The sequence below is a fragment of the Roseibium limicola genome (genome assembly GCF_017313085.1).
Taxonomy (GTDB): domain Bacteria; phylum Pseudomonadota; class Alphaproteobacteria; order Rhizobiales; family Stappiaceae; genus Roseibium; species Roseibium limicola.
Genome location: NZ_JAFLNF010000005.1, coordinates 209,762 through 231,135, shown reverse-complemented (window position 1 = coordinate 231,135; position 21,374 = coordinate 209,762). Strand labels below are relative to the sequence as shown.

Annotated in this window: 21 protein-coding genes; 10 read left to right on the top strand and 11 right to left on the bottom strand. The window is 58.2% G+C overall.

Translation table 11 applies throughout. The features are described from left to right. Positions 1-45: 45 nt before the first annotated feature. From J0X15_RS13135 to fabD, 3 genes are all read right to left on the bottom strand, one after another. Positions 46-282: an acyl carrier protein gene (locus tag J0X15_RS13135; protein WP_206941521.1), complete on the bottom strand. Its 237-nt coding sequence runs from the start codon at positions 280-282 to the stop codon at positions 46-48. Between the two features lie 289 nt (positions 283-571). Continuing rightward, positions 572-1,309: a 3-oxoacyl-[acyl-carrier-protein] reductase gene (fabG, locus tag J0X15_RS13130; RefSeq protein WP_206941519.1), complete on the bottom strand. Its 738-nt coding sequence runs from the start codon at positions 1,307-1,309 to the stop codon at positions 572-574. 78 nt (positions 1,310-1,387) lie between these two features. Next, positions 1,388-2,332, bottom strand: coding sequence for an ACP S-malonyltransferase (gene fabD / locus J0X15_RS13125; RefSeq protein WP_206941517.1), 945 nt, complete (start codon positions 2,330-2,332; stop codon positions 1,388-1,390). 698 nt (positions 2,333-3,030) lie between these two features. Here fabD and rpsF point away from each other — a divergent pair. The 9 genes from rpsF to J0X15_RS13080 all read left to right on the top strand — a co-directional run bounded on the left by rpsF (position 3,031) and on the right by J0X15_RS13080 (position 12,181). Continuing rightward, entirely contained in the window at positions 3,031-3,483 is a 453-nt protein-coding gene (rpsF, locus tag J0X15_RS13120) for a 30S ribosomal protein S6 (protein WP_206941515.1), read from the top strand. A gap of 6 nt (positions 3,484-3,489) precedes the next feature. Then, complete coding sequence (gene rpsR / locus J0X15_RS13115) at positions 3,490-3,738, top strand: 30S ribosomal protein S18 (protein ID WP_206941514.1); 249 nt, start codon at positions 3,490-3,492, stop codon at positions 3,736-3,738. Positions 3,739-3,901: 163 nt separating this feature from the next. Further along, a complete protein-coding gene (gene rplI / locus J0X15_RS13110; RefSeq protein ID WP_206941512.1) occupies positions 3,902-4,489 on the top strand; it encodes a 50S ribosomal protein L9 in 588 nt (195 codons plus the stop codon). 361 nt (positions 4,490-4,850) lie between these two features. Next, entirely contained in the window at positions 4,851-6,335 is a 1,485-nt protein-coding gene (locus J0X15_RS13105) for a replicative DNA helicase (protein WP_206941510.1), read from the top strand. Between the two features lie 237 nt (positions 6,336-6,572). Then, complete coding sequence (alr, locus tag J0X15_RS13100; RefSeq protein ID WP_206941508.1) at positions 6,573-7,733, top strand: alanine racemase; 1,161 nt, start codon at positions 6,573-6,575, stop codon at positions 7,731-7,733. Then, positions 7,734-9,134: a DNA repair protein RadA gene (gene radA, locus J0X15_RS13095; protein ID WP_206941506.1), complete on the top strand. Its 1,401-nt coding sequence runs from the start codon at positions 7,734-7,736 to the stop codon at positions 9,132-9,134. Between the two features lie 97 nt (positions 9,135-9,231). Then, a complete protein-coding gene (locus tag J0X15_RS13090) occupies positions 9,232-9,843 on the top strand; it encodes a CvpA family protein (protein ID WP_206941504.1) in 612 nt (203 codons plus the stop codon). A 122-nt stretch (positions 9,844-9,965) separates the two neighbouring features. Further along, entirely contained in the window at positions 9,966-11,438 is a 1,473-nt protein-coding gene (gene purF, locus J0X15_RS13085; protein WP_206941502.1) for an amidophosphoribosyltransferase, read from the top strand. 8 nt (positions 11,439-11,446) lie between these two features. Next, positions 11,447-12,181, top strand: coding sequence for an SDR family NAD(P)-dependent oxidoreductase (locus J0X15_RS13080; RefSeq protein WP_206941500.1), 735 nt, complete (start codon positions 11,447-11,449; stop codon positions 12,179-12,181). A gap of 94 nt (positions 12,182-12,275) precedes the next feature. Here J0X15_RS13080 and J0X15_RS13075 read toward each other — a convergent pair whose 3' ends face one another. The 4 genes from J0X15_RS13075 to J0X15_RS13060 all read right to left on the bottom strand — a co-directional run bounded on the left by J0X15_RS13075 (position 12,276) and on the right by J0X15_RS13060 (position 16,777). Then, a complete protein-coding gene (locus tag J0X15_RS13075) occupies positions 12,276-13,058 on the bottom strand; it encodes an inositol monophosphatase family protein (protein WP_206941491.1) in 783 nt (260 codons plus the stop codon). Between the two features lie 168 nt (positions 13,059-13,226). After that, on the bottom strand, positions 13,227-14,663 hold the full coding sequence (gene der / locus J0X15_RS13070) for a ribosome biogenesis GTPase Der (protein ID WP_206941489.1): 1,437 nt from the start codon (positions 14,661-14,663) through the stop codon (positions 13,227-13,229). 57 nt (positions 14,664-14,720) lie between these two features. After that, positions 14,721-16,085 (bottom strand): outer membrane protein assembly factor BamB family protein, encoded by a 1,365-nt coding sequence (locus J0X15_RS13065; RefSeq protein WP_206941485.1) that lies wholly within the window; start codon positions 16,083-16,085, stop codon positions 14,721-14,723. Then, the gene (locus J0X15_RS13060) at positions 16,085-16,777 is read right to left on the bottom strand and encodes a tetratricopeptide repeat protein (RefSeq protein WP_206941482.1); all 693 of its coding nucleotides are present in this window, start codon (positions 16,775-16,777) and stop codon (positions 16,085-16,087) included. The genes J0X15_RS13065 and J0X15_RS13060 overlap by 1 nt, the downstream gene beginning before the upstream one ends. A 734-nt stretch (positions 16,778-17,511) precedes the next feature. Here J0X15_RS13060 and J0X15_RS13055 point away from each other — a divergent pair. Next, positions 17,512-17,793, top strand: a complete 282-nt coding sequence (locus J0X15_RS13055) for a PilZ domain-containing protein (RefSeq protein ID WP_206941480.1) — start codon at positions 17,512-17,514, stop codon at positions 17,791-17,793. Positions 17,794-17,895: 102 nt separating this feature from the next. Here J0X15_RS13055 and J0X15_RS13050 read toward each other — a convergent pair whose 3' ends face one another. From J0X15_RS13050 to J0X15_RS13035, 4 genes are all read right to left on the bottom strand, one after another. Further along, positions 17,896-19,017 (bottom strand): Gfo/Idh/MocA family protein, encoded by a 1,122-nt coding sequence (locus tag J0X15_RS13050; protein WP_206941472.1) that lies wholly within the window; start codon positions 19,015-19,017, stop codon positions 17,896-17,898. 189 nt (positions 19,018-19,206) lie between these two features. Then, positions 19,207-19,617, bottom strand: a complete 411-nt coding sequence (locus J0X15_RS13045; RefSeq protein ID WP_206941470.1) for a Fur family transcriptional regulator — start codon at positions 19,615-19,617, stop codon at positions 19,207-19,209. A 29-nt stretch (positions 19,618-19,646) separates the two neighbouring features. Next, positions 19,647-20,447, bottom strand: coding sequence for a metal ABC transporter permease (locus tag J0X15_RS13040; protein WP_206941468.1), 801 nt, complete (start codon positions 20,445-20,447; stop codon positions 19,647-19,649). Beyond that, positions 20,440-21,315: an ATP-binding cassette domain-containing protein gene (locus J0X15_RS13035; RefSeq protein WP_206941466.1), complete on the bottom strand. Its 876-nt coding sequence runs from the start codon at positions 21,313-21,315 to the stop codon at positions 20,440-20,442. Before J0X15_RS13035 ends, J0X15_RS13040 begins: the two co-directional genes overlap by 8 nt. Positions 21,316-21,374 lie beyond the last annotated feature (59 nt).

Here is a 21,374-nt window from a genome sequence, read left to right as displayed (position 1 = left end):
AAAGGAGCCGCGCCGCCCATCCAATCTGTCAATTTACCGGCTTAATCAGCCAGCGTTCTTTTCCAGGAAGGAAACGGCATCGCCGACAGTCAGAATAGTTTCAGCTGCATCGTCCGGGATTTCCACGCCGAACTCTTCTTCAAACGCCATGACCAGCTCAACTGTGTCGAGGCTGTCTGCGCCCAGGTCGTCGATGAAGCTTGCGTTGTCGGTTACCTTTTCGGCATCCACACCGAGGTGCTCGATAACGATCTTCTTCACACGTTCCGCGATGTCGCTCATTTTGTACTTCCTTGAGTTTTCACGTTTTTCCTGTGCCTACTCTATCGAGCCCAAAGGTCAATAGAAAGGCTGAGTTTACTACGTCGCCGCACAAGCATGGGAACCGTTTCCCATCCGCTTGAACGCGCGATGTCTGTACAGGGCAGTGGTGGCCAACAGTATTTGGCCTATTGACCCATCCCTTGCAATAGTCGGCGGCTAGGTATCACACTTTCTACACCTTGACCAGCCGATCCGACCGCGCGGACGCGGCCGGTATTCTCATCGTGATTTGAGGAGAGTTTCCCAATCAAATCATGGCCATGCCACCGTTAACATGAAGGGTCTGGCCCGACACGTAAGCTGCTTCGTCGCTGGCCAGATAGCTGCAGGCCGACGCAATCTCGTCAGCCTTGCCGAGGCGGCCGGCCGGAACGCCTTGCAGAATTGATTCCTTCTGCTTGTCGTTCAACGCATCAGTCATGGCTGTTTCAATGAAACCCGGCGCTACCGTGTTGACGGTGATGTGGCGGCTGGCCACTTCGCGAGCCAAAGATTTGTACATGCCGATCATGCCGGCTTTCGCGGCGGCATAATTAGCCTGACCAGGATTGCCCGTCACGCCGACGACGGAGGTAATGCCGATGATGCGGCCGGTGCGGCGCTTCATCATGCCCTTGATGGCGGACCGGCAAAGACGGAAACCGGATGTCAGATTCACTTCCAGAACCTGGTCCCACTCCTCGTCCTTCATGCGCATGAAGAGATTGTCGCGCGTGATACCAGCGTTGTTGACCAGAATATCGACCTTGCCCATCACGGCTTCGGCGGCCGGCAGAAGAGCGTCGACTGCAGCGCGGTCAGACAGATTGGCCGGGGTCACGAAAGCGCGCTCGCCAAGATCGGCCGCAAGAGCCTCGAGCTTCTCAGCCCGTGTCCCAGACAGAGCAACAGTCGCACCCTGGGCATGCAATGCCCGCGCGATGGCTTCGCCGATCCCACCGGTCGCACCGGTAACAAGGGCGGCTTTTCCCTCAAGGCTGAACATTCGAGCTTCCTTCCTAGACTTTGAACCCGTGTCCGGCTGACCGAAACAACGACCTCTTAACTTGATTTAAGTAGCGCCTCAGGCGTTGAGCGTTGCGATCAACGCATCAATATCCTCGGCCGTATTGACTGCCTGGCCTTTGACGCCCGGTGCAATGCGCTTGACCATACCGGACAGAACCTTGCCAGTGCCAACTTCCACCAGAGTGTCCACATCCTGCTCGGACAGCCAGATCACACTTTCACGCCAGCGCACGGTTCCCGTTACCTGTTCAACGAGACGCTGACGAACCTCTGCCGCAGCCGTAATCGGGCGCGCCAGAACGTTTGCCACCAAGGGCACACGTGGGTCCTTGATGTCGGCTTCGGCGAGTGCTGCTGCCATCGTATCTGCAGCCGGACCCATGAGAGAACAATGGAACGGCGCGCTGACTGGCAGCAGCAGTGCCCGGCGCGCACCTTTTGCCTTGGCCAGTTCGATGGCGCGTTCGACCGCGGCAACATGGCCGGAGACAACCACCTGCCCGGGCGCGTTGTCGTTGGCTGCCTGACACACGTCATCACCGGCGGCTTCCTTGGCGATTTCCATGGCAGCCTCAAAGTCGAGGCCCAACAAAGCAGCCATTGCCCCCTGCCCGACCGGCACAGCCGCCTGCATGGCTTCACCGCGAACCCGCAGCAGCTTGGCTGCGGTGGCGACATCAAAGCTGCCAGCCGCTGCCAGAGCTGAGTATTCCCCAAGCGAATGGCCGGCGACATAAGATACAGAGGACTTGAGATCCAGGCCCTTGGCTTCCAGCACCCGCATCGTGGCGAGGCTGACAGCCATCAGAGCAGGCTGTGCATTCGCCGTCAGGGTCAGCTGATCCTCTGGGCCGTTCCACATGATATCAGACAGCTTCTGACCGAGAGCGTCATCGACTTCTTCAAAGACCGTGCGTGCTTCGGCAAATTCATCGGCCAGGGCCTTGCCCATGCCGACAGCCTGGCTGCCCTGTCCGGGAAATGTGAATGCAATGCTCATAGGAGGTCGCCTTCCTGTCTTTTATCTGGCGCATGACCTGGTTCGCAGCCCTGGTCGCCATCTTTATCGTCCGTCAGACGTCACATTTGGGGCGACGATCGGAATCGGCTGTTTGGCGCGAGGCTATGGGACCAACACAGGACCCCTGTCAAGACCTGCCAGCAGGTTACGATAAGCCATTTGTGGGAAAAAGCCTTAATTTCCCTAGGGAACCCGCCACATCAGGCGGGATTCCCGCCATTTCAATTGTTTCTCCCCCAGCAGGTCACTATAGTGAAGGGCGCCGCGGCACAGGGCGCTCCAAGTCACTTCAGACTTGGAACATCTCCAAGGGCCGCCGTGGCTCATCACTCATAGCAAACTGCCGAGCATGAGATCGTCTTTAATCCAGGCAGCTCTGTTTCAAGGCACGCCCGCGCTATATCGGATCGGGCCCAGGCCCTGAATGGCCTGCAATCCGGGACAAATGCCCCGCCAGGCCTTGCATTGCGCTGAACATCCGCTTATAGACCGCGTTCGTCCGGGATCTTGGCCGAAGGCTGAACGGAAGGATATGTGAGCTCGCTCATACTATCAGGGTGTTCCAAAAACCCGTCTTCCCGTGTCTCCGCTCTCGTAGAATTCTCGTTACCTTTCCAACGGTCACGAGGAGGCTTTGCGCCAGATCCCGTCGTAAAACCCTAGGAAAGGCTTTTCTCATGCCTCTTTACGAGCACGTGTTCCTGGCACGCCAGGACGTTTCGGCCCAGCAGGTCGAAGCCCTCGTCGAACAGTACAAAGCTATCATCGAAGCTGGTGGCGGCACTGTCGGCAAGGTAGAAAATTGGGGTCTGCGTTCCCTCGCATACCGCGTCAAAAAGAACCGCAAGGCTCATTACACCCTGATGAACATTGATGCTCCGCATCCGGCAGTTGCCGAGATGGAGCGTCAGATGGGCCTCAGCGAAGACGTTCTGCGCTTCATGACCTTCAAGGTCGAAGAGCACGACGACGAGCCGTCTGCAATGATGCAGAAGCGCGATCGTGATGACCGCCGTGGCGGCCGTGGCGATCGTTTCGGCGATAAAGGTGGCCGTGGTGGCGATCGCGGTGGTGACCGTGGTGGCGATCGTGGCGGTGACCGCGGCCCACGCCGCGCAGAAGCGGAGTAAACGATCATGGTTGATATTGCACAGCTTCCGAGCCGCCGTCCGTTCTTCCGTCGTCGGAAGACCTGCCCGTTCTCCGGTGCCAACTCTCCGAAGATCGACTACAAGGACGTTCGCCTGCTACAGCGCTACATCTCTGAGCGCGGCAAAATCGTCCCGAGCCGCATCACCGCGGTTTCCGCGAAGAAGCAGCGTGAACTGGCCCGTGCTATCAAGCGCGCCCGCCTGCTCGGCCTGCTGCCTTTCGTGATCAGCTAAGCCGTCCGCGGCTTTAAGCACTCACCCAATTTCGACGGCCCGGGGCACAGCCCCGGGCTTTCTTAGGACTGGGGCCGGCCTGACATCGCATTGCAGGACCAGCCTCTAACCGTGGCATCCGGATATCGGATTGACCCACGGGACAGACCCCCGGAGAGATTCCATGGAAGTCATTCTTCTCGAACGTATCGCCAAGCTCGGTCAGATGGGCGACACAGTCCGCGTCAAGGACGGTTACGCACGTAACTTCCTTCTGCCGCAGGGCAAGGCGCTTCGCGCCAACAAGTCGAACCTGACACGCTTTGAAGCCGAGCGGGCTCAGCTTGAAGCTCGTAACCTCGAGCGCAAGACCGAAGCTGAAGCAGTTGCTGGCAAGATCGAAGGTCAGAGCCTGACCATGATCCGTTCCGCTGGTGAAACAGGCCAGCTCTACGGTTCAGTTTCCAAGCGCGACATTTCCGACGGCCTGAATGAAATCGGCTTCTCGGTTGGCCGCAGCCAGATCGAACTGAGCACGCCAATCAAGACCGTTGGCCTGCACAGCGTTCTGATCGCTCTGCATCCGGAAGTCGAAGTCTCCGTCATCGTCAACGTTGCACGCTCGGCAGACGAAGCCATTCGCCAGACAGCCGGTGAAGACCTGAGCTCGCCAGACCACGAAGTCTTCGAATTCGAAGAGGACGAGGATGAGGACGAAGCTGAAGGCGAAGACGACGCAGAAGCTGAAGAAGCGACCGACGAAGACGCGTAACAACGACGTCTTAATCGTTTCCAAGACTGCAAGACGGCGCCCATCGTGGCGCCGTTTTTCTTTGTCTTTTCACAAAAATTGAAAAAGCATCGAATACGTGCTTTTCACATTGTTAGTATTATCGCCGCATTAACAATCAGACCCCTGCCTTTTTAGGAGGCTATTCAAAAAAACATTGTCTTTTCAATGCGCCTCACCCTGGGTTGGCGAGGACATGGTAAACAGAAACGTCAAGGCCAACGACAAGATATCCCCGTTGATTTCCACCCGGCTAAGGGAATCGGAGTCAAGGTTTTTGATTCCTTGATAGCTCCCTGAAGATGCGGGTAGACCCATTGGGCAAGGGCCATCGGGGGACGATATGAAGGGCAAATTACAGTCGGTGGAATCGGATGACAGCATACAACGCGTCGCTCCGCATAATGCGGAAGCTGAACGCCAGCTGCTCGGTGCCATCCTGGTCAACAACGAAACTTTTTACCGGGTTTCCGACTTTCTAGAGCCGTATCAATTCTTCGTTCCACAGCATCAGGAAATCTACGAGAAGATCGGCCAGCTGATCCGCGCAGGCAAAACCGCCTCGCCGATTACACTCAAGACATTCTATCCGGCCGACGCCAAAATCGCAGATCTGAGCGCCACGCAGTTTCTGCTGCGTCTGGCTGCCGATGCAGCCTCGATCATCAACGCCGAAGACTATGGTCGCACAATCTATGAACTGGCCCTGCGGCGAAACTTGATCCGCATCGGCGAGGACATGGTCAACATCGCCTATGATGCCCCGATCGATGTACCGCCGAACCAGCAGATCGACGACGCGGAAAGACGCTTGTTTGAGCTGGCAGAAACCGGCCGGAACGAGGGTGGCTTTCTTTCCTTCGGTGAAGCCCTCACCGAGACCATCGAAATGGCGCAGGCAGCGTATCACCGCGAAGGTGCCCTCTCCGGTATTTCGACAGGACTGACGGCCCTCGATAAACTGATGGGCGGCCTGCAGCACTCCGATTTGATCGTACTGGCTGCACGTCCTGCCATGGGCAAGACGTCACTTGTTACCAATATCGCCTATAATGTCGCGCAAGGGTATCAAGCCGAAGAACAGCCTGACGGGACGATCAAGACGAAGAACGGCGGCGTCGTCGGCTTCTTCTCGCTGGAAATGTCAGCAGAACAGCTCGCCACGCGTATTATCTCCGAGCAGGCAGAGATTTCCTCCTCGAAAATCCGCCGTGGTGAAATTTCCGAGGCCGAATTTGAGAAACTCGCTGCCTGTTCCCAGATCATGCAGACGGTTCCCCTGCATGTGGACCAGACCGGTGGCATCTCGATTGCTTCGCTTGTCGCTCGCGCCCGTCGCCTCAAGCGTCAGCGCGGCCTCGATCTGCTGATCGTCGACTATATTCAGCTGCTTTCGGGAACATCGAAAACCGCCGGCAATCGCGTGCAGGAAGTCACCGAGATCACCACCGGCCTGAAGGCTCTGGCGAAGGAACTGAATGTTCCGATCCTGGCGCTTTCCCAGCTGTCTCGTCAGGTGGAAAACCGCGAAGACAAGCGTCCGCAGCTTTCGGATCTGCGTGAATCGGGCTCCATCGAGCAGGACGCCGATGTGGTCATGTTCATCTACCGTGAAGAATATTACCTCTCCAAGTCAGAACCTGAAGAAGGCACGCCAGAGTACGAAGTCTGGCGCGACAAGGTCGACCGCGTAAAGGGCCGGGCTGAAATCATCGTCGCCAAGCAGCGTCATGGTCCGACCGGAACAGCCAACCTTCACTTCGAGGGCCAGTACACCCGCTTCTCCGATCTGGCAGAAGACGACTATCTGCCCGAGCGAATGGAATAAGCATCGCATCATCGCATCTCGAGGCCCATAGAGTGAGATGCGCCTGCCTGTCGGCGCTCAGGAGACTGGAGACCGGCGCGCCAAGAAAAACGTGGCGGACCTCACTGGCCCCAGCAATATTGGTTGCTTGGGGCCAGTTTTGTTTTTTCAAGGGCTGGCCCAGCCCCCTGGATTTCCCGTAAGTTTGTGATCACAAACGGACAACATTGACCGTGACACACTCGCCGAGAGGCCGCCGTGACTTCGCAAAGACCCCTTCCTGATTCCCACGCCGGCGGCGTTTTGACCATCGACACCGATGCCATCGCCGCCAACTGGTCCCTTATCGCCTCACAGCTTGCCTCAGGCTGCTCCTGCGCTGCCACCATCAAGGCTGACGCCTATGGCACCGGAGCCAAGATCACCTCCAAGCGGCTTTGGGACGAAGGCTGCACAACCTTTTGCGTGGCACTGCCGGGAGAAGCCCTGGAAGTGCGCAAGGTTCTTCCCCAGGCCAAGATCTATGTTCTCGATGGGTTGTTTCCGGACACTGCGGAAACTCTGGCGTCCAACAGCCTCGTACCGGTTCTAGGTTCGGAAGAAGAAATTCGGGAGTGGGCTGGCTTCTGCAGGACCGCAGGCCAGGCTTTTCCTGCCGCTATTCACATCGACACCGGCATGAACCGGCTCGGGCTACGTCCGGAACAGTTTTCCAGCATGATGGGCGACGCAGCACTGATCAATTCCTTCTCGCTGGACCTGCTGCTGACGCACCTCGCCTGCGGCTCAGACCCGAACCACCCAATGAATGGGCGCCAGCTGTCGGCCTTTCGTGAAGTCACCGCTCCCTTCAGCCAGATTCCGCGTTCGCTGGCTAATTCTGCCGGTGTGCTGATGGGCAAGGAGTTCCATTTCGACATGGCCCGACCCGGCATCTCTCTGTATGGCGGCAAAGCCCTCGATACCCAGGCGAACACGATGGCAGCCGTTGCCCGCGTGGAAGCGCGCGTGATGACCGTCAGATCGGTTCCCGCGGGAGAAACAGTCGGCTACGCCGCTTCCCGGACCGCTCGACGCGACACCCGCATTGCCATGGTCGCAGCCGGATATGCCGACGGGATGTTGCGTCTGACGGGGTCCACCGACGCCTCAGAAGGTGGGTATGGCTGGATTGAAGGCCACATTGCGCCGCTGTTCGGCCGCATCTCCATGGACATGATGGCGCTTGACGTCACAGATGTGCCTCAAGGCATTGTAAAACGCGGTTCGCTTGTGGAAATACTGGGCCCGAATGTTGCCGCGAGCGATCTGGCTTCCTATGCCCAGACCATCGATTACGAATACCTGACGGGGTTGGGCAAACGATACCGGCGCCACTATGGCCGCCTGCCCGCCCCTGGAGCACGACCCGGAGACTAAATGGCCAAACGGTCCACTACCTTTGTCTGCCAGTCCTGCGGTGCGGTTACCGCCAAATGGGCGGGGCGCTGCGAATCCTGTGGCGAATGGAATTCCATCGTGGAGGAGCAGACCGGCGGAGGCATCGGCGGGGGCCCTTCACGCGGCTCGGCAACCCGCGGCCGTGTGATCGAGCTGGTCGGATTGGAAGGCGACGCCAAAGAACCTCTGCGCATCCAGTCAAAGGTGGCCGAACTCGACCGGGTGACCGGGGGCGGCTTCGTGCGCGGGTCCGCACTTCTGGTCGGCGGCGATCCGGGCATCGGCAAGTCAACACTTCTCATTCAGGCAGCCGCTGCACTGGCAGATCTCGGCCACAAGACGGTGTATATATCCGGCGAAGAAGCCATCGGACAGGTTCGTCTGCGGGCCGAACGCCTGGGATTGGCCAAATCGCCTGTGGCACTCGCCGCCGAAACCAGCGTGGAAGATATTCTCGCCACCTTGCAGGCCGACAAGCCGCCGGCCCTCGTCATCCTCGATTCCGTTCAGACCCTGTGGACAGACAAGGTCGATTCGCCTCCCGGCACCGTGACCCAGGTCAGAGCTTCGGCACAGGCGATGGTGCGCTATGCCAAGAAAACCGGCAGTACCCTTGTCTTGGTCGGACATGTGACCAAGGACGGCCAGATTGCCGGGCCACGTGTCGTCGAGCATATGGTCGACGCAGTGCTCTACTTTGAAGGCGATGGCGCGCACCAGTACCGAATTCTCAGGTCGGTCAAGAACCGGTTTGGGGCGACCGACGAGATCGGCGTCTTCGAGATGACCGGTGCCGGATTACAACAGGTCGCAAACCCTTCAGCGCTTTTTCTGGGTGAACGATCGACGAACTCACCCGGCGCTGCCGTGTTTGCCGGCCTTGAAGGCTCGCGCCCGCTGCTCATCGAGATCCAGGCTCTGGTTGCCCCATCTCCGCTCGGGACCCCGCGCAGAGCCGTTATCGGCTGGGATTCGGCACGTCTGTCGATGATCCTTGCGGTACTGGAAGCCCGCTGCGGGATCCGCTTTTCACAGCATGATGTCTACCTGAATGTGGCCGGTGGACTGCGGATCAATGAACCAGGCGCCGATCTGGCTGTCGCTGCGGCCCTTGTCTCTTCACTTAGCGGGCTTGCCCTTCCAGCCAATTGCGTCTATTTCGGCGAGGTCAGCCTGTCAGGAGCCATCAGACCAGTGGCTCAGGCACAATCCCGCCTCAAAGAGGCGGAAAAACTGGGCTTCGACAAGGCGTTTTGTCCGCAAGGAAATCTAAAGGACAAAGCCCTTACAGATTTGACGGCGAATGGCCTCGAGGAACTTGGGGATTTCATCGCCAAAATATCGGCGCAAGCAGGTCGTACTGAGTCGGATGGCTCATAAAGGATCCTGACGCGCACCAAAAACCAGACTTGGTCTGGCGCTCCATCTCAGGTCAGGGATTGGCGCCGGCGAAACGGACGAGGGACCGGAAAGACACATGCCGATTACGCTGCTCGACGGAATCCTGATCGTCATCATGCTGATCTCGGCGGCTCTTGCGATGATCCGTGGTTTTGTCCGCGAGGTTCTGTCAATCGCCTCCTGGGTTGCGGCTGCCGTTGCGGCTTTCTATCTGTATGGGGACGTGCTGCCCTACGCCCAACAATATATCACCAACCAGCATGTGGCGCTTGGCGTCTCGGTGGCCAGCGTCTTCATCATCACGCTGCTTATCGTCAGCTATGTGACAATGCGTATCTCCGATTTCGTGCTCGACAGCCGCATCGGTGCACTCGACCGCACGCTCGGCTTCGTGTTCGGCTCGGTTCGCGGGCTGTTGCTGGTTGTGGTGGCCTTGATGTTCTTCAACTGGTTCGTTCATCCGGACCAACAGCCCGGCTGGATTGTCCAGGCCAAGTCGCGCCCCGTGCTTCTGTCTGTCGGCGAGCGCCTGGTTGGCTTCCTGCCTGAGGATCCCGAACAGGCCATCCTGGACAAGCTCAAGGCTGAGTCCACACAGACCACCGGGTCTGTCTCCAGCCAGGAAGATACCGGCTACAGCGCCTCCCAGCGTCAGGGACTGGAACAGCTGACAACCGGCGATAACTGAATTAGAAGGTCGGCACAGCCGGCCTTTTTTCGCGGATGCCCCGCAAAGATCCGGCACCGCTGCCCTAGACCCAGCAAAACCGCCGCCCTCCCCCCGCGCGGCGCCAATGAAGGAGCTTCGCCATGCACGGCGAGACAACTCTTGACGATCCGTTCGACATCAATGGCGACACGTTGCGCGAAGAGTGCGGTGTTTTCGGCATTCTTGGCCATGAAGACGCCAGCGCCCTAACCGCTCTCGGTCTGCACGCCCTGCAGCACCGTGGCCAGGAAGCAGCCGGCATCGTGACCCTGGATGGTGATCAGTTCCGCGCCGAGCGTCACCTTGGACTGGTCGGCGACCACTTCTCCAAGGCCGAGACCATGGCCCGCTTGTCGGGCATGTCAGCCATCGGCCACGTGCGCTACTCCACCACTGGCGAGACCGTTCTGCGCAATGTACAGCCGTTGTTTGCCGAGCTGGAAGGTGGCGGTATCTCCATCTGCCATAACGGCAACTTCACCAACGGCCTGACCCAGCGCCAGCAACTTATTCGGGACGGCGCAATCTGCCAGTCCACCTCCGATTCGGAAGTGGTTCTGCAGCTCATCGCCCGGTCGCGCGAGACCAAGATCGTTGACCGGTTCATTGAGGCAATCACCACGATGGAAGGCGCTTATGCGCTTGTTGCTCTGACACCGAAAAAGCTGATCGGTGCCCGTGACCCGCTTGGCATTCGTCCGCTTGTACTCGGCGACCTGAATGGCGCACCTATTCTGGCGTCGGAAACCTGTGCACTCGACATCATCGGCGCGACGTTCATCCGTGAAGTTGAAAACGGCGAAGTGATCGTCTGCACGCCGACCGGTATTGAGAGCTACTTCCCATTTGGCAAGCGTCCGGCGCGTCCCTGCATTTTCGAATACATCTACTTCTCGCGTCCTGATTCCATTGTCGGCGGCCGCAGCGTTTATGACGTACGCCGCAAGATGGGGCGTCAGCTGGCGCTCGAATCCCATGTCGATGCAGATGTCATCGTGCCTGTGCCCGACAGTGGCGTTCCAGCTGCCATCGGCTACAGCCAGGAAAGCGGCATTCCCTTCGAACTCGGCATCATCCGTAACCACTATGTGGGACGAACATTCATTGAACCGACGCAGCAGATCCGTAATCAGGGCGTCAAGATGAAGCATTCCGCCAACAAGCCGATCATCCAGGGCAAGCGCGTCGTGCTGATCGATGACAGCCTTGTGCGCGGCACCACATCAGTGAAGATCGTTCAAATGATCCGCGAAGCCGGAGCTGCGGAAGTGCATTTCCGCCTCGCCTCGCCGCCAATCCGCTATTCTGACTATTACGGCATCGATACGCCGGTGCGCGAAAAGCTGCTGGCCGCCAAGTACAATCTCAAGGAGATGTGCAACTACATCGGCGCCGACAGCCTTTCCTTCGTTTCCATCGATGGCATCTACAAAGCCATGGGCTATGAGGGCCGCGACAACGAAAACCCGCAGTTCACCGACCATTGTTTCACCGGTGACTATCCGACGCCTTTGACTGATCTGCATGGCGAAAAGGATCTGGTCAAGGCACCGCGTCTGGTGGAAGCGAGCTGATCGACCTGATGGCAGATACACAAGACTTTGCGGGGCGCGTGGCTGTGGTCACCGGCGCATCGCGCGGGATCGGCTATCAGCTGGCGAAGGAACTCGGCAAGCGCGGCGCACATGTGTTCGCGCTGGCCAAGACCGTGGGCGGGCTTGAAGATCTTGATGACGAGATCCGCGCTGCAGGCGGCACAGCCACTCTGGTGCCGGTCGATGTGACCGACTTTGACGCGCTGGACCGCCTTGGAGCCGCCATTTTTGAGCGCTTCAAGAAGCTCGATATTCTTGTAGGCAACGCTGGTATCCTCGGCACATTGGCCCCCACCGGGCATATCAAGCCGAAGGACTTCGAAAAGGTGATGGCGACCAACGTCACCGCCAACTTCCGCCTCATCCGCTCGCTGGATCCTCTGCTGCGGCAGTCAGAGGCCGGTCGTGCCGTGTTCATGACATCAGCACAGGCACGTGACCGGGTGCCCTTCTGGGGACTTCAGGCAGCCTCCAAGGCTGCTCTGGATGCCATGGTGGTCACCTATGCCCACGAGATGGAGAAAGCACCTCTGCGCGTCAATCTCTATGACCCAGGGCCGGTGCGCACCGGACTGCGGGCAAAGGCCATGCCGGGTGAAAAGCCCGAAAGCCTGACCCAGCCCGAAGAAGTCGTGCCAGATATCCTCAAGCTGTTATCGCCTGAGCTGGCTGAAACCGGGCTGTGCTATCGCCGTGAAAGCGGATCCTTCGAAGCCGTCTGAACGATCAGGCTACCTGCCCTATAGAAAAAGCGCGGCGCCCATTCAGGCCCGCGCTTTTTGTTTGCCTCACACCTTCTTCCGAGAGCCTCAGAAATCAGGCGAAGGACTTTTGGGCGATCTCCCGGACTGCATCATAGACGCCAGGTCCGGCAACCACGACACGCGTGCCCTTCTCCAGGGCTTCGTCTGCACTGTAGGCTTCGACTTTGCCGCCAGCCTCTTCCACCATCAGCATACCCGCCAGGCAATCCCAGGCATTCATGTGGCTTTCCACATAGCCGATCAGGCGACCGGACGCGGCATAGGCCAGCATCAGTCCACCCGAGGCATTCCGGAAGAACACACCACCCTGGTCAATCAAGGCGCTGATGCAGTTGTTCGCATCTTCAGCCCGGGTGCGACCATTGAAACCGATGCCGAGGGAGCCATTTGCCAGGCTCTCGCTGTCGGAAATCTTCATCGGCTTGCCGTTGATGAATGCACCCTGGCCTTTTGCCGCCCAAAAAGTTTCGTTGTGGCATGGGTCATGGGTCACTCCCAGGATCACCTGCCCTTCGTAAACGCAAGACAGAACCACACACCACTGAGGAATTGAGGTGACGAAGTTTGCGGTGCCATCAATCGGATCGATGACCCAGGTGTATCCACTGGTTCCCGCGACAACGCCGTGCTCTTCGCCCAAAATCCCATCGGTCGGATAGGCTTTGGCGATTTCGTCGCGCACGAGGGTTTCGACGTCCCGATCAGCCTCGGAAACGAGGTCCTGATGACCTTTGGCTGAGATCGTGAGTTCGTCCAGACGGCGGAAGTAGGTGAGGCCGAGGTCTCCCGCCTTGATGGCGAGCGTTTTTGCAAAGTCCAGCCGTTCGGACGTCATTTTCTCAATACTCCTGCTGCGTCAAAAGGAAGGCACCGCCGAGACCGGCGATGCCTTATGGATAAACAGAGATTCTTCTTCAGTTGTGTGACAGCCGCCTAAATAAACCAGCCGCTGTTACACCTCATCTGCGGCTCTACCACACGCGCGGCGACCACAGTCTGAAGGCTACTGAATCTTACGCTTTTTCTTCACCGCATATGGGTTCTCACCCTTCCGATAGGACAGGCGGATCGGAGTGCCATGAATATTAAACGTCTCACGCAGATTGTTCACCAGATAGCGGGTATAGCTTTCCGGCAACTGCTCTGGACGCGAACAGAACGCAATGAAATGCGGTGGGCGGGTCTTCGGCTGCGTCATGTAACGCAGGCGTACACGACGTCCAGCCACGGCGGGGGGCGCATGGCTTGCGGTCGCCCGCTCGAGCCAACGGTTCAGACGCGATGTGGAGACGCGCGAGTTCCAGGCCTCATAGGCCGTGAAGACACTCTCCATCATTCGATCGATGCCCTGCCCCTGAATACCCGAGAGGGTACAGATCTGAACACCGCGAACCTGGTTGAAGTATCTCTCGTTGGCGTCCCGGATCTTCGCCCAGGCTGCTTCGCGATCTTCGACCAGGTCCCACTTGTTGACGGCAATCACCAGGGCCCGGCCTTCGCGGCCGATCAGATCAATGATCTGCAGATCCTGCTTTTCGAAGGAGACCAGCGCGTCCAGCGTGATGATCACCACTTCCGCAAACTTGATGGCGCGCAGGGCATCGGCAACGGAGAGTTTTTCCAACTTCTCCTGCACACGTGCCTTCCGGCGGATCCCGGCCGTATCGAACAGCTTGATGTGATGCTCACGCCACTGCCAATCGACAGAGATACTGTCGCGGGTGATACCAGCTTCCGGCCCGGTTAGCATCCGGTCTTCGCCAAGCAGCGTGTTGATCAGCGTCGACTTGCCTGCGTTGGGGCGCCCGACAATGGCCACGCGCAGCGGGCGCTCCTTGGTTCCAACCGGCTCTTCCTCTTCCAGAAGCTCGCCGTCTTCATCCAATTCAATGCCGGTTCGGGCTTCATCAGCCTTCGCAAGTTCCAGCTCTTCCTCGTCGCTCACCCGATCCACATGGGGCTTGAGAGCATCGTAAAGATCGGCCAGGCCCTCCCCATGTTCTGCCGAAAAGGCGATCGGATCGCCAAGGCCGAGGGAGTAGGATTCATACAGCCCGGGCATGCCCGCACGGCCTTCGGCCTTGTTGGCCAGCAGAACGACCGGTGTGGTCGTCTTTCGGGCCACCGAGGCAAAGTGAGCATCGAGCGGGGTCACGCCGGCGCGCGCATCAATGACGAACAGCACAACGTCGGCTTCGGCGATGGCTTCCTCGGTCTGGCGGCGCATGCGGCCTTCCAAAGATGCGTCATCTGCATCTTCCAGCCCCGCCGTATCGACGATGGTAAATTTCAGATCGCCAAGACGTGCCTCACCAGGACGACGGTCGCGGGTTACACCCGGCGTGTCGTCAACCAGTGCCAGGCGTTTGCCGACAAGGCGATTGAACAAAGTGGACTTGCCGACATTCGGCCGTCCGATAATGGCGACTTTTGCGCCCACGAGACTGTACTCCTTGACAGCCGCCAAGAGCCCCGTCGCGTACGGCGGGGACCATCTTTATCTAAAGGCGGCGACGGCGTCATCGCCGTCCAGAACGATCATGCGGCCACCTGCGGCGATCGGAGCAACATAGACGTCCGTCTTGACGTCATTGGTTGTCATGATCTTGCCGGAGGCAGCATCAACCAGCGCCATCCGGCCGTCGCTCGACATGACGACCAGGGCGCCATTGGCAAGCAGCGGTCCGGCCCAATTGCGGCGCTGTTTCTTTTTCTGAGGCTTCGGCAAGACCGTCGCCCAGAGGATTTCGCCGCTCTTGCGGTCCAGCGCCACAAGGCGATCATCGAGATCAACCATGAAGAGCGAATTGCCTGAAACCACAGGTGTGTGAACGGAGCCCAGATCCTGAGCCCATTCACGGGAGCCTGTTTTCAAGGAAGCAGCGAGAATGCGCCCTGATACACCAGTTGCGTATACGGTGCCACCGGCAATTACCGGGCTAGCAGACACATCCGACAAACCGGACAGCGCGAAGGTGCGGATACCACGGGTAACGCCATCAATCCAGTCAGCTTCGCCACTTTCCGTATCGATCGCCATCACTTCGCCGGAAGAGAACGGAACAACGACCTTTTTGCCGGAGACAGCAGGAGCTGCAGCAGACAAGACACCGGCATTTTCTTCAATGCCCGTGTAGGACCAGGCTTCGGAGCCGTCCTCAAGGTTCAGCGCGTAGACTTCGTTCGACTGACTGACCACAAAAACCTTGCCCTGACCAACTGCGGGTGCGCCCCGTGCCGGGGTCGGCAGATCGACCTGCCAAAGAACCTGACCCGAACCAGCATCAAGAGCTGCGAGCGTGCGGTAAGCCGTCGCTGCATAGACGCGGCCACCGGACACAGCAACACCGCCACCGGGGGCCAGATCACGTTCGCCTTCAGGCCGCAGCGAGCGCGTCCACAGACGTCCGCCGCCCGTGCTCAGCGCCACGACATCGCCGGAAGGCTTGTAAACAAAGACACGGGATCCGTCAGAAACCGGACGGGCATAGCTTCTCAACGCATCAGAGGTGAGACCTCCACCGGAAGAACCGATGCTGGCGCGCCAGACTCTGGATCCGGAGATGCTGATGGCAACGTTGCCGGGATTGTTTTCCGCATTACCGCCGACCGTGGTCCACGTTTGCCCGCCAGACGCCGATCCGAAGCTGGCGGGTTTGGCTGTCGCCTCGATCGCCGGATCGTTGTTGTTGAACAACGCTTTACGATCACCAGCGAGAATCTTTTCCTTGCCCCAGGGATTCATGTTTCCGGCAAATTCGGAAACACTGCCGCAGGCAGCCAGTCCGCTGCTCAACAGAACAGCGAGAGCAACGGGGCGAAACTGCACAGCCGTTGCCCGTCGAAACTTCAACCAGGTCATCAGTTTCCGCCCTCCACAGCCGCATCATCCGTTGCCGCAGGCGTGCCTTCAGCTGCGACGATCACATCGTTCAGCAAGGCAATCCGGCGCGAAACGTCGGTCGGGGTTTCCGAATCTTCCTCGATGGCGGTGATCCATGTCCGGCTCAGCCCGATGTCGCCAGCTTTCCAGGCCGCAATGGCCAAGATTTCGCGAGCGCTGGCACGGAATGGATTGGTGTCGCCAGTCAATGACTCAGCGCGATCCGCAACGGCGTCATAATCACCTGTATCAGCGGCCAGCAGAGCCGCGCGCAGAGCTGCGACATCGCGGAAGGATTTATCAAGAGAGCTGTCAGCTGAAATCGCGTCGAAAGCTGCAAGTGCAACTTCCTTTTCGCCGCGCTCTCCTTCCAGGGCAGCATCGCGCAGACGCGCCAAAGCCGGATAACCGCCACCTGCCTGAGCGAGCTCGCTCAGCAGGGCGTCGGCTTCGTCGAACTTTCCACCTTCAGCAGCCGTCACGGCGAGCTGGAATTTTTCACCCGATGCCTGAGCCTGGGTTTCCTGCCAGTAGAGCCAGCCACGATAACCGCCGGTCCCCACAACAATAAACACAGCAAGAACCATCACCCATGGACCGAAACGGTCCCAAAGCCGACGGTACTTCTCCTGACGGATGTCTTCATCGACTTCACGAAAAATATCGGACATTGCGCGATTAATTCCTACTGCTAATAATCTTGGGCAGAGACCGCCTGAATGCGGGCACGAAACTCTACCCGCTCCCCATCTCAGGCACAAATTCCTGTCAGCATCTCTTCACCCGTATTGATGGCCGGAGTGAGGCACGCGACAACAAGAAACGGTCCCCTTGCACGTCTCCCCCCGTGCTTACGAAAAGAGCACCGCAAACACAAGCTTGCTGCGACATGTTGCCAGACTGAATTTGAAATTTTTCGTCCGCCTCAGGCTTGTTTCAGTAGGTCACCTGTTCAGATCTGCTTCTGGTCTCTGCGAGAAGAGATTTTCCGGTTGACCGGCGCAACGGTCCGCTGCGGCATTCTCCAGGCGAGCTCAGCCACGTAGCAAATCTCCACGACTACGTCAGACCGATTTGCCAAAGCTTATTAAAAAATAAATGCGAAAAATAACGAATAAATTGAAAATTTTACACAAAAACCACATCATCACCAAGCATTCAAAAACATAGAATCAATAAACTCACATTAGTAATTATCAAATTGAGGATACTACTTAACCGTCATCTGCAGTTGCAATTTGTGCGTAAGTCACAATTGACGCACTTCCTCCAGATGGTGTTTAATTAAATAGGGAATTTCAACTGGTTAGATGGTATTCTAATTTTTATCCCAGACATGCGGAAATTCTTTGTTTAGAAATACCGGATAAAAATCCACGCAACGAACGTTTGATGGACAAGAAGCATGACCGAAGAGCGCAGAGCAGAGCCACGTCGCCGCACCCTAAAATCCGCTCGCATCGTCTTTGGTGGCCTGTCGCAGGTGTTTAACTGCACCATTCGCAACGCCAATGAGACCGGAGCCTTGCTGGTTCTGCCGAGCACCGTTGGAGTGCCGAACAACTTCCTGCTTTACATCGACAATGAATCGAACCGCCGCCCGGTTGAGGTAGTCTGGCGCTCCGATGACCGGATGGGCGTGCGTTATATCGGCCCGGCCGAAAGCCTGTTGAAACGGGCGATTTGAGCGCCCGCTTCACCATTCCGGTTCCTGACCTTAATTCAACTCCGACATCCCTTCGCCAGCATCAGCTTTTGACAAATACCGACAATGAGCTGTGCCGGGCCGTCAGGCCAGCAGGTCCTCGACGTCGATAGTCGTCAATTGCTGGGGTGAGATGCATCCGGTTTTCATTTCGAGCACAGAACCATCCTGTGCTGCCTGGTCGATTGCTTCCAGAACTTCCACCACGTGAACGCCAAGAAAATCCGAGCAGCGGTAGGCCCCGCCTTCGCGCAGAGCACGGATCATGTCGGCCAAAGCGAGACCGCGATAAAAGTCTTCCGCCTGTTTTTGCGTGGTCGCGCCTGCAACATAAAAACTCTCGTCATCGCGTACCTGCTGAGCCCCGCCCGGTGACATACTAAGCTCCAGGGCCCCAGTGTAGTTGGAAGGATCCGGCAATTTGAGCGCGCCCTGCGTGCCGAAGATCTCGATTGCAGAGCTGCCTTCGCTCCACACATCCCAGCTTAATGTCAAACTGACATGAAGCTCGTTTTCAAAGACAAGCAATGCCTGATAAGTGGTCTGGCATTTGACATCGAAGACAAGCTCCTCGCCATTGCCGTCTCTGGCACGACGCACGGGTTCCGAGCGCAGGCTGAGAGCTGAAACACGTTGTACCGCGCCAAAGAGGGACACCAGCGTGCTGATGCAATAGGGGCCCTGGTGAACCAACGGCCCCTGCCCCTCATAGTATTGCGTGTCGATATGCGGATGGCGTCGGCTTTCTGCCCCGCGGTTCATCACCCGGCAGGTGGCAAAGCTCACTTTCCCCAGCTGCCCCGATTCCAAAATGGCACGGGCCTGCTGATAGGGTGCGGTGAGGAAGGTATCCGGAGCGACGCCCAGCCCCCGGCGATGCTTGACCGCGAGGTCTTGCAATGTCCGGGCCTGCTCAAAGGTCAGTGCCAAAGGCTTCTCGCTATAGAGATGCTTACCGGCCAGCAGCACCTCGCGCCCGACAGCATAGTGGGCGTCAGCTGATGTGAGATTAAGAACCAGATCGACGTCTGGCGCCTGCAACAGATCGGTCACAGTGAGCCGCCGGATTCCGTAGGCATTGCTCAGGCGTTCCGCCATGCCGCGATTCAAGTCGGCGCAAGCATTAATCTCCATGCCCCGAAACCGTGGAAGACTCTGAATATAGCTTTCTGAAATGGCTCCGCAGCCAATGATCCCGATGCGCATCAACGCTCCTGCCAGTTCGATTGGCCCCGGTCATGAACATCCGAGCCAACACTTCTTGAACAGAAAGGTGGCTGCAGACATGCGGCCAACCTTCCCTCAAGGCAAGAAACTAGGAGCAGTTGCATTTCCCATTGGTTTACGTTGCAGTAAAATGGATCAACTACCTATGCAGGAAATAAATAAGCACTGTTACTTATGACAGGAAGAGCACTCGCCACGCAATTCTATGGTTGTTCTCGCAAGAGCAAACTTGTGATCACTCGCCCAGGACTGCAGCAAGCTGACAGCTTCATCGGGTGCGAATTCATCGACCTGCCCGCATGTTTCACAAATCGCAAAGGCCGCGGTCTCGTGAGACGAGCACTCCGGATGCCGACACACGACGAAGGCATTCAGGCTTTCCAGCCGATGCACCAGCCCAACATTCATCAGCTTGGTCAACGCGCGGTAGACCTGCAACGGAGCCCGCATTCCCTCTTCACGTAATGCATCGAGGATTGCGTAAGCGGTCAGTGGACCACCGGCATCAGCCAGCGCGTCAAAGACCAGTGCCTGATTGCGGGTCAGTTCCAGTTTGGACTTGGGGGCGTGCTCGTGCATTTCAGTTCCCTTGCCGCGAACGGCTCACCTCAATTGGCGCTTTGTCGACCGAAGACCGGCAACAAGCTGACGAGAAAAAGCAACAGAGCCGCAACGACGATCGACGGCCCGGAGGGCGTATCCCAGAAAAGCGAGCCATACAGCCCGCCCACGACTGCGGCAACCCCAAGCCCACTGGCAACGAGAGCCATCTGTTCGGGTCCAGAAGACAGACGGCGCGCGGCGGCTGCCGGCATGATCAGCAGGGCGGTGATCAGCAGAACGCCCACAACCTTCATCGCAATGGCGATGACGGCTGCCATCAACAGCACGAAAACAAGCTCCATGCGCTGCGGTTGAGCGCCTTCCGCTGCAGCAAGCTCCGGGCTAACGGTCGCCGCAAACAGACGACCCCAGATCCGCCAAAGAATCAGCAGCACCGAGGCCCCGCCCCCATAGATCAGCGCCAGATCGGCGCGACCGACGGCAAGAATATCGCCGAAGAGAAGTCCGAGCAAATCCATCCGGACCCATGTCATGAAGGACAGACACACCAGCCCGATGGCCAAGGCGGAGTGGGATAGAAGCCCCAACAGGGCATCACTGGACAAAGACGGGCGCCGCGACAAAACCACCAGCAGAACAGCCAACAAGGCAGAGACTGCAAAGACAGCAAGCATGGTGTTGATTTCAAGCGCCAGAGACAGCGCAACCCCCAGAAGCCCGGCGTGAGACAGGGTGTCGCCGAAGTAGGACATGCGCCGCCAGACGATGAAGCAGCCGAAGGGACCAGCCACCACGGCGATGCCGATACCAGCCAGCAGAGCCCGGAGGAAAAAATCGTCAAGCATTGCCCGTCTTCTCCGTCACCGTAAGAACCGGCTCATGTGCATGATCATGATGCCCGTGGTCATGGCCGTGAGCGGGCGAATCGCAGTGTTCACCCGCGCAGCTCTCGGAAACTGATCCATCCGCGTGGCGCACCCGCCCGTCAGGCAAATGCTCGTGGTCATGCTTGTGCTCATAAAGTGCCAACCCGGCACGCCGGCCAAACAGCTCACGAAAGCTCTTGCTCTGGCTGACCGCTCCAGGCGTTCCGCGGCAGCAGACATGGCCATTCAGACAGACCACATGATCGGTGGAGGCCATGACCACATGCAGATCATGGGAAATCATCAGGATTCCGCACCCCAGTTCGTCCCGCAGATTGGCGATCATGTCGTAGATTTCAATCTCACCGGAATAATCGACGCCCTGCACCGGCTCATCCAGCACAAGCAGATCCGGTTTGCGTGCAATGGCCCGGGCCAGCAGAACCCGTTGCAACTCGCCCCCGGAGAGATTGCGCACTTCGTATTCCAGCAGATGAGCAGCGCCTGTCCGGCCAAGTGAAGCCAGCATATCGCTGGAGGATATCGACTGGGTCAGCCCCATCAACCGCTTGACCTTCAACGGCAAGGTCCAGTCCACCTGAAGCTTTTGCGGCACATAACCGACGCGCAAGCGGGGGCGCCGCAAGGCCTCTCCCTCGGAGGGGGAAAGGATACCCAGCGCCATCTTGGCGGTCGTCGACTTGCCAGAGCCGTTCGGCCCGATCAGCGTCACGATCTGCCTCGGAGCCACGGCCAGATCGATTCCCTGAACCAGCCATCGCCCATCACGAAAGATCCCTGCCTGGCGCAGTTCAATCAGACTTTGAGGCTCGCCTGTCGAGGCCATGGTCAACTCCACCGCCTCACATTCAGAGGCGTTATAATATTACATTCGAGATTTCTATA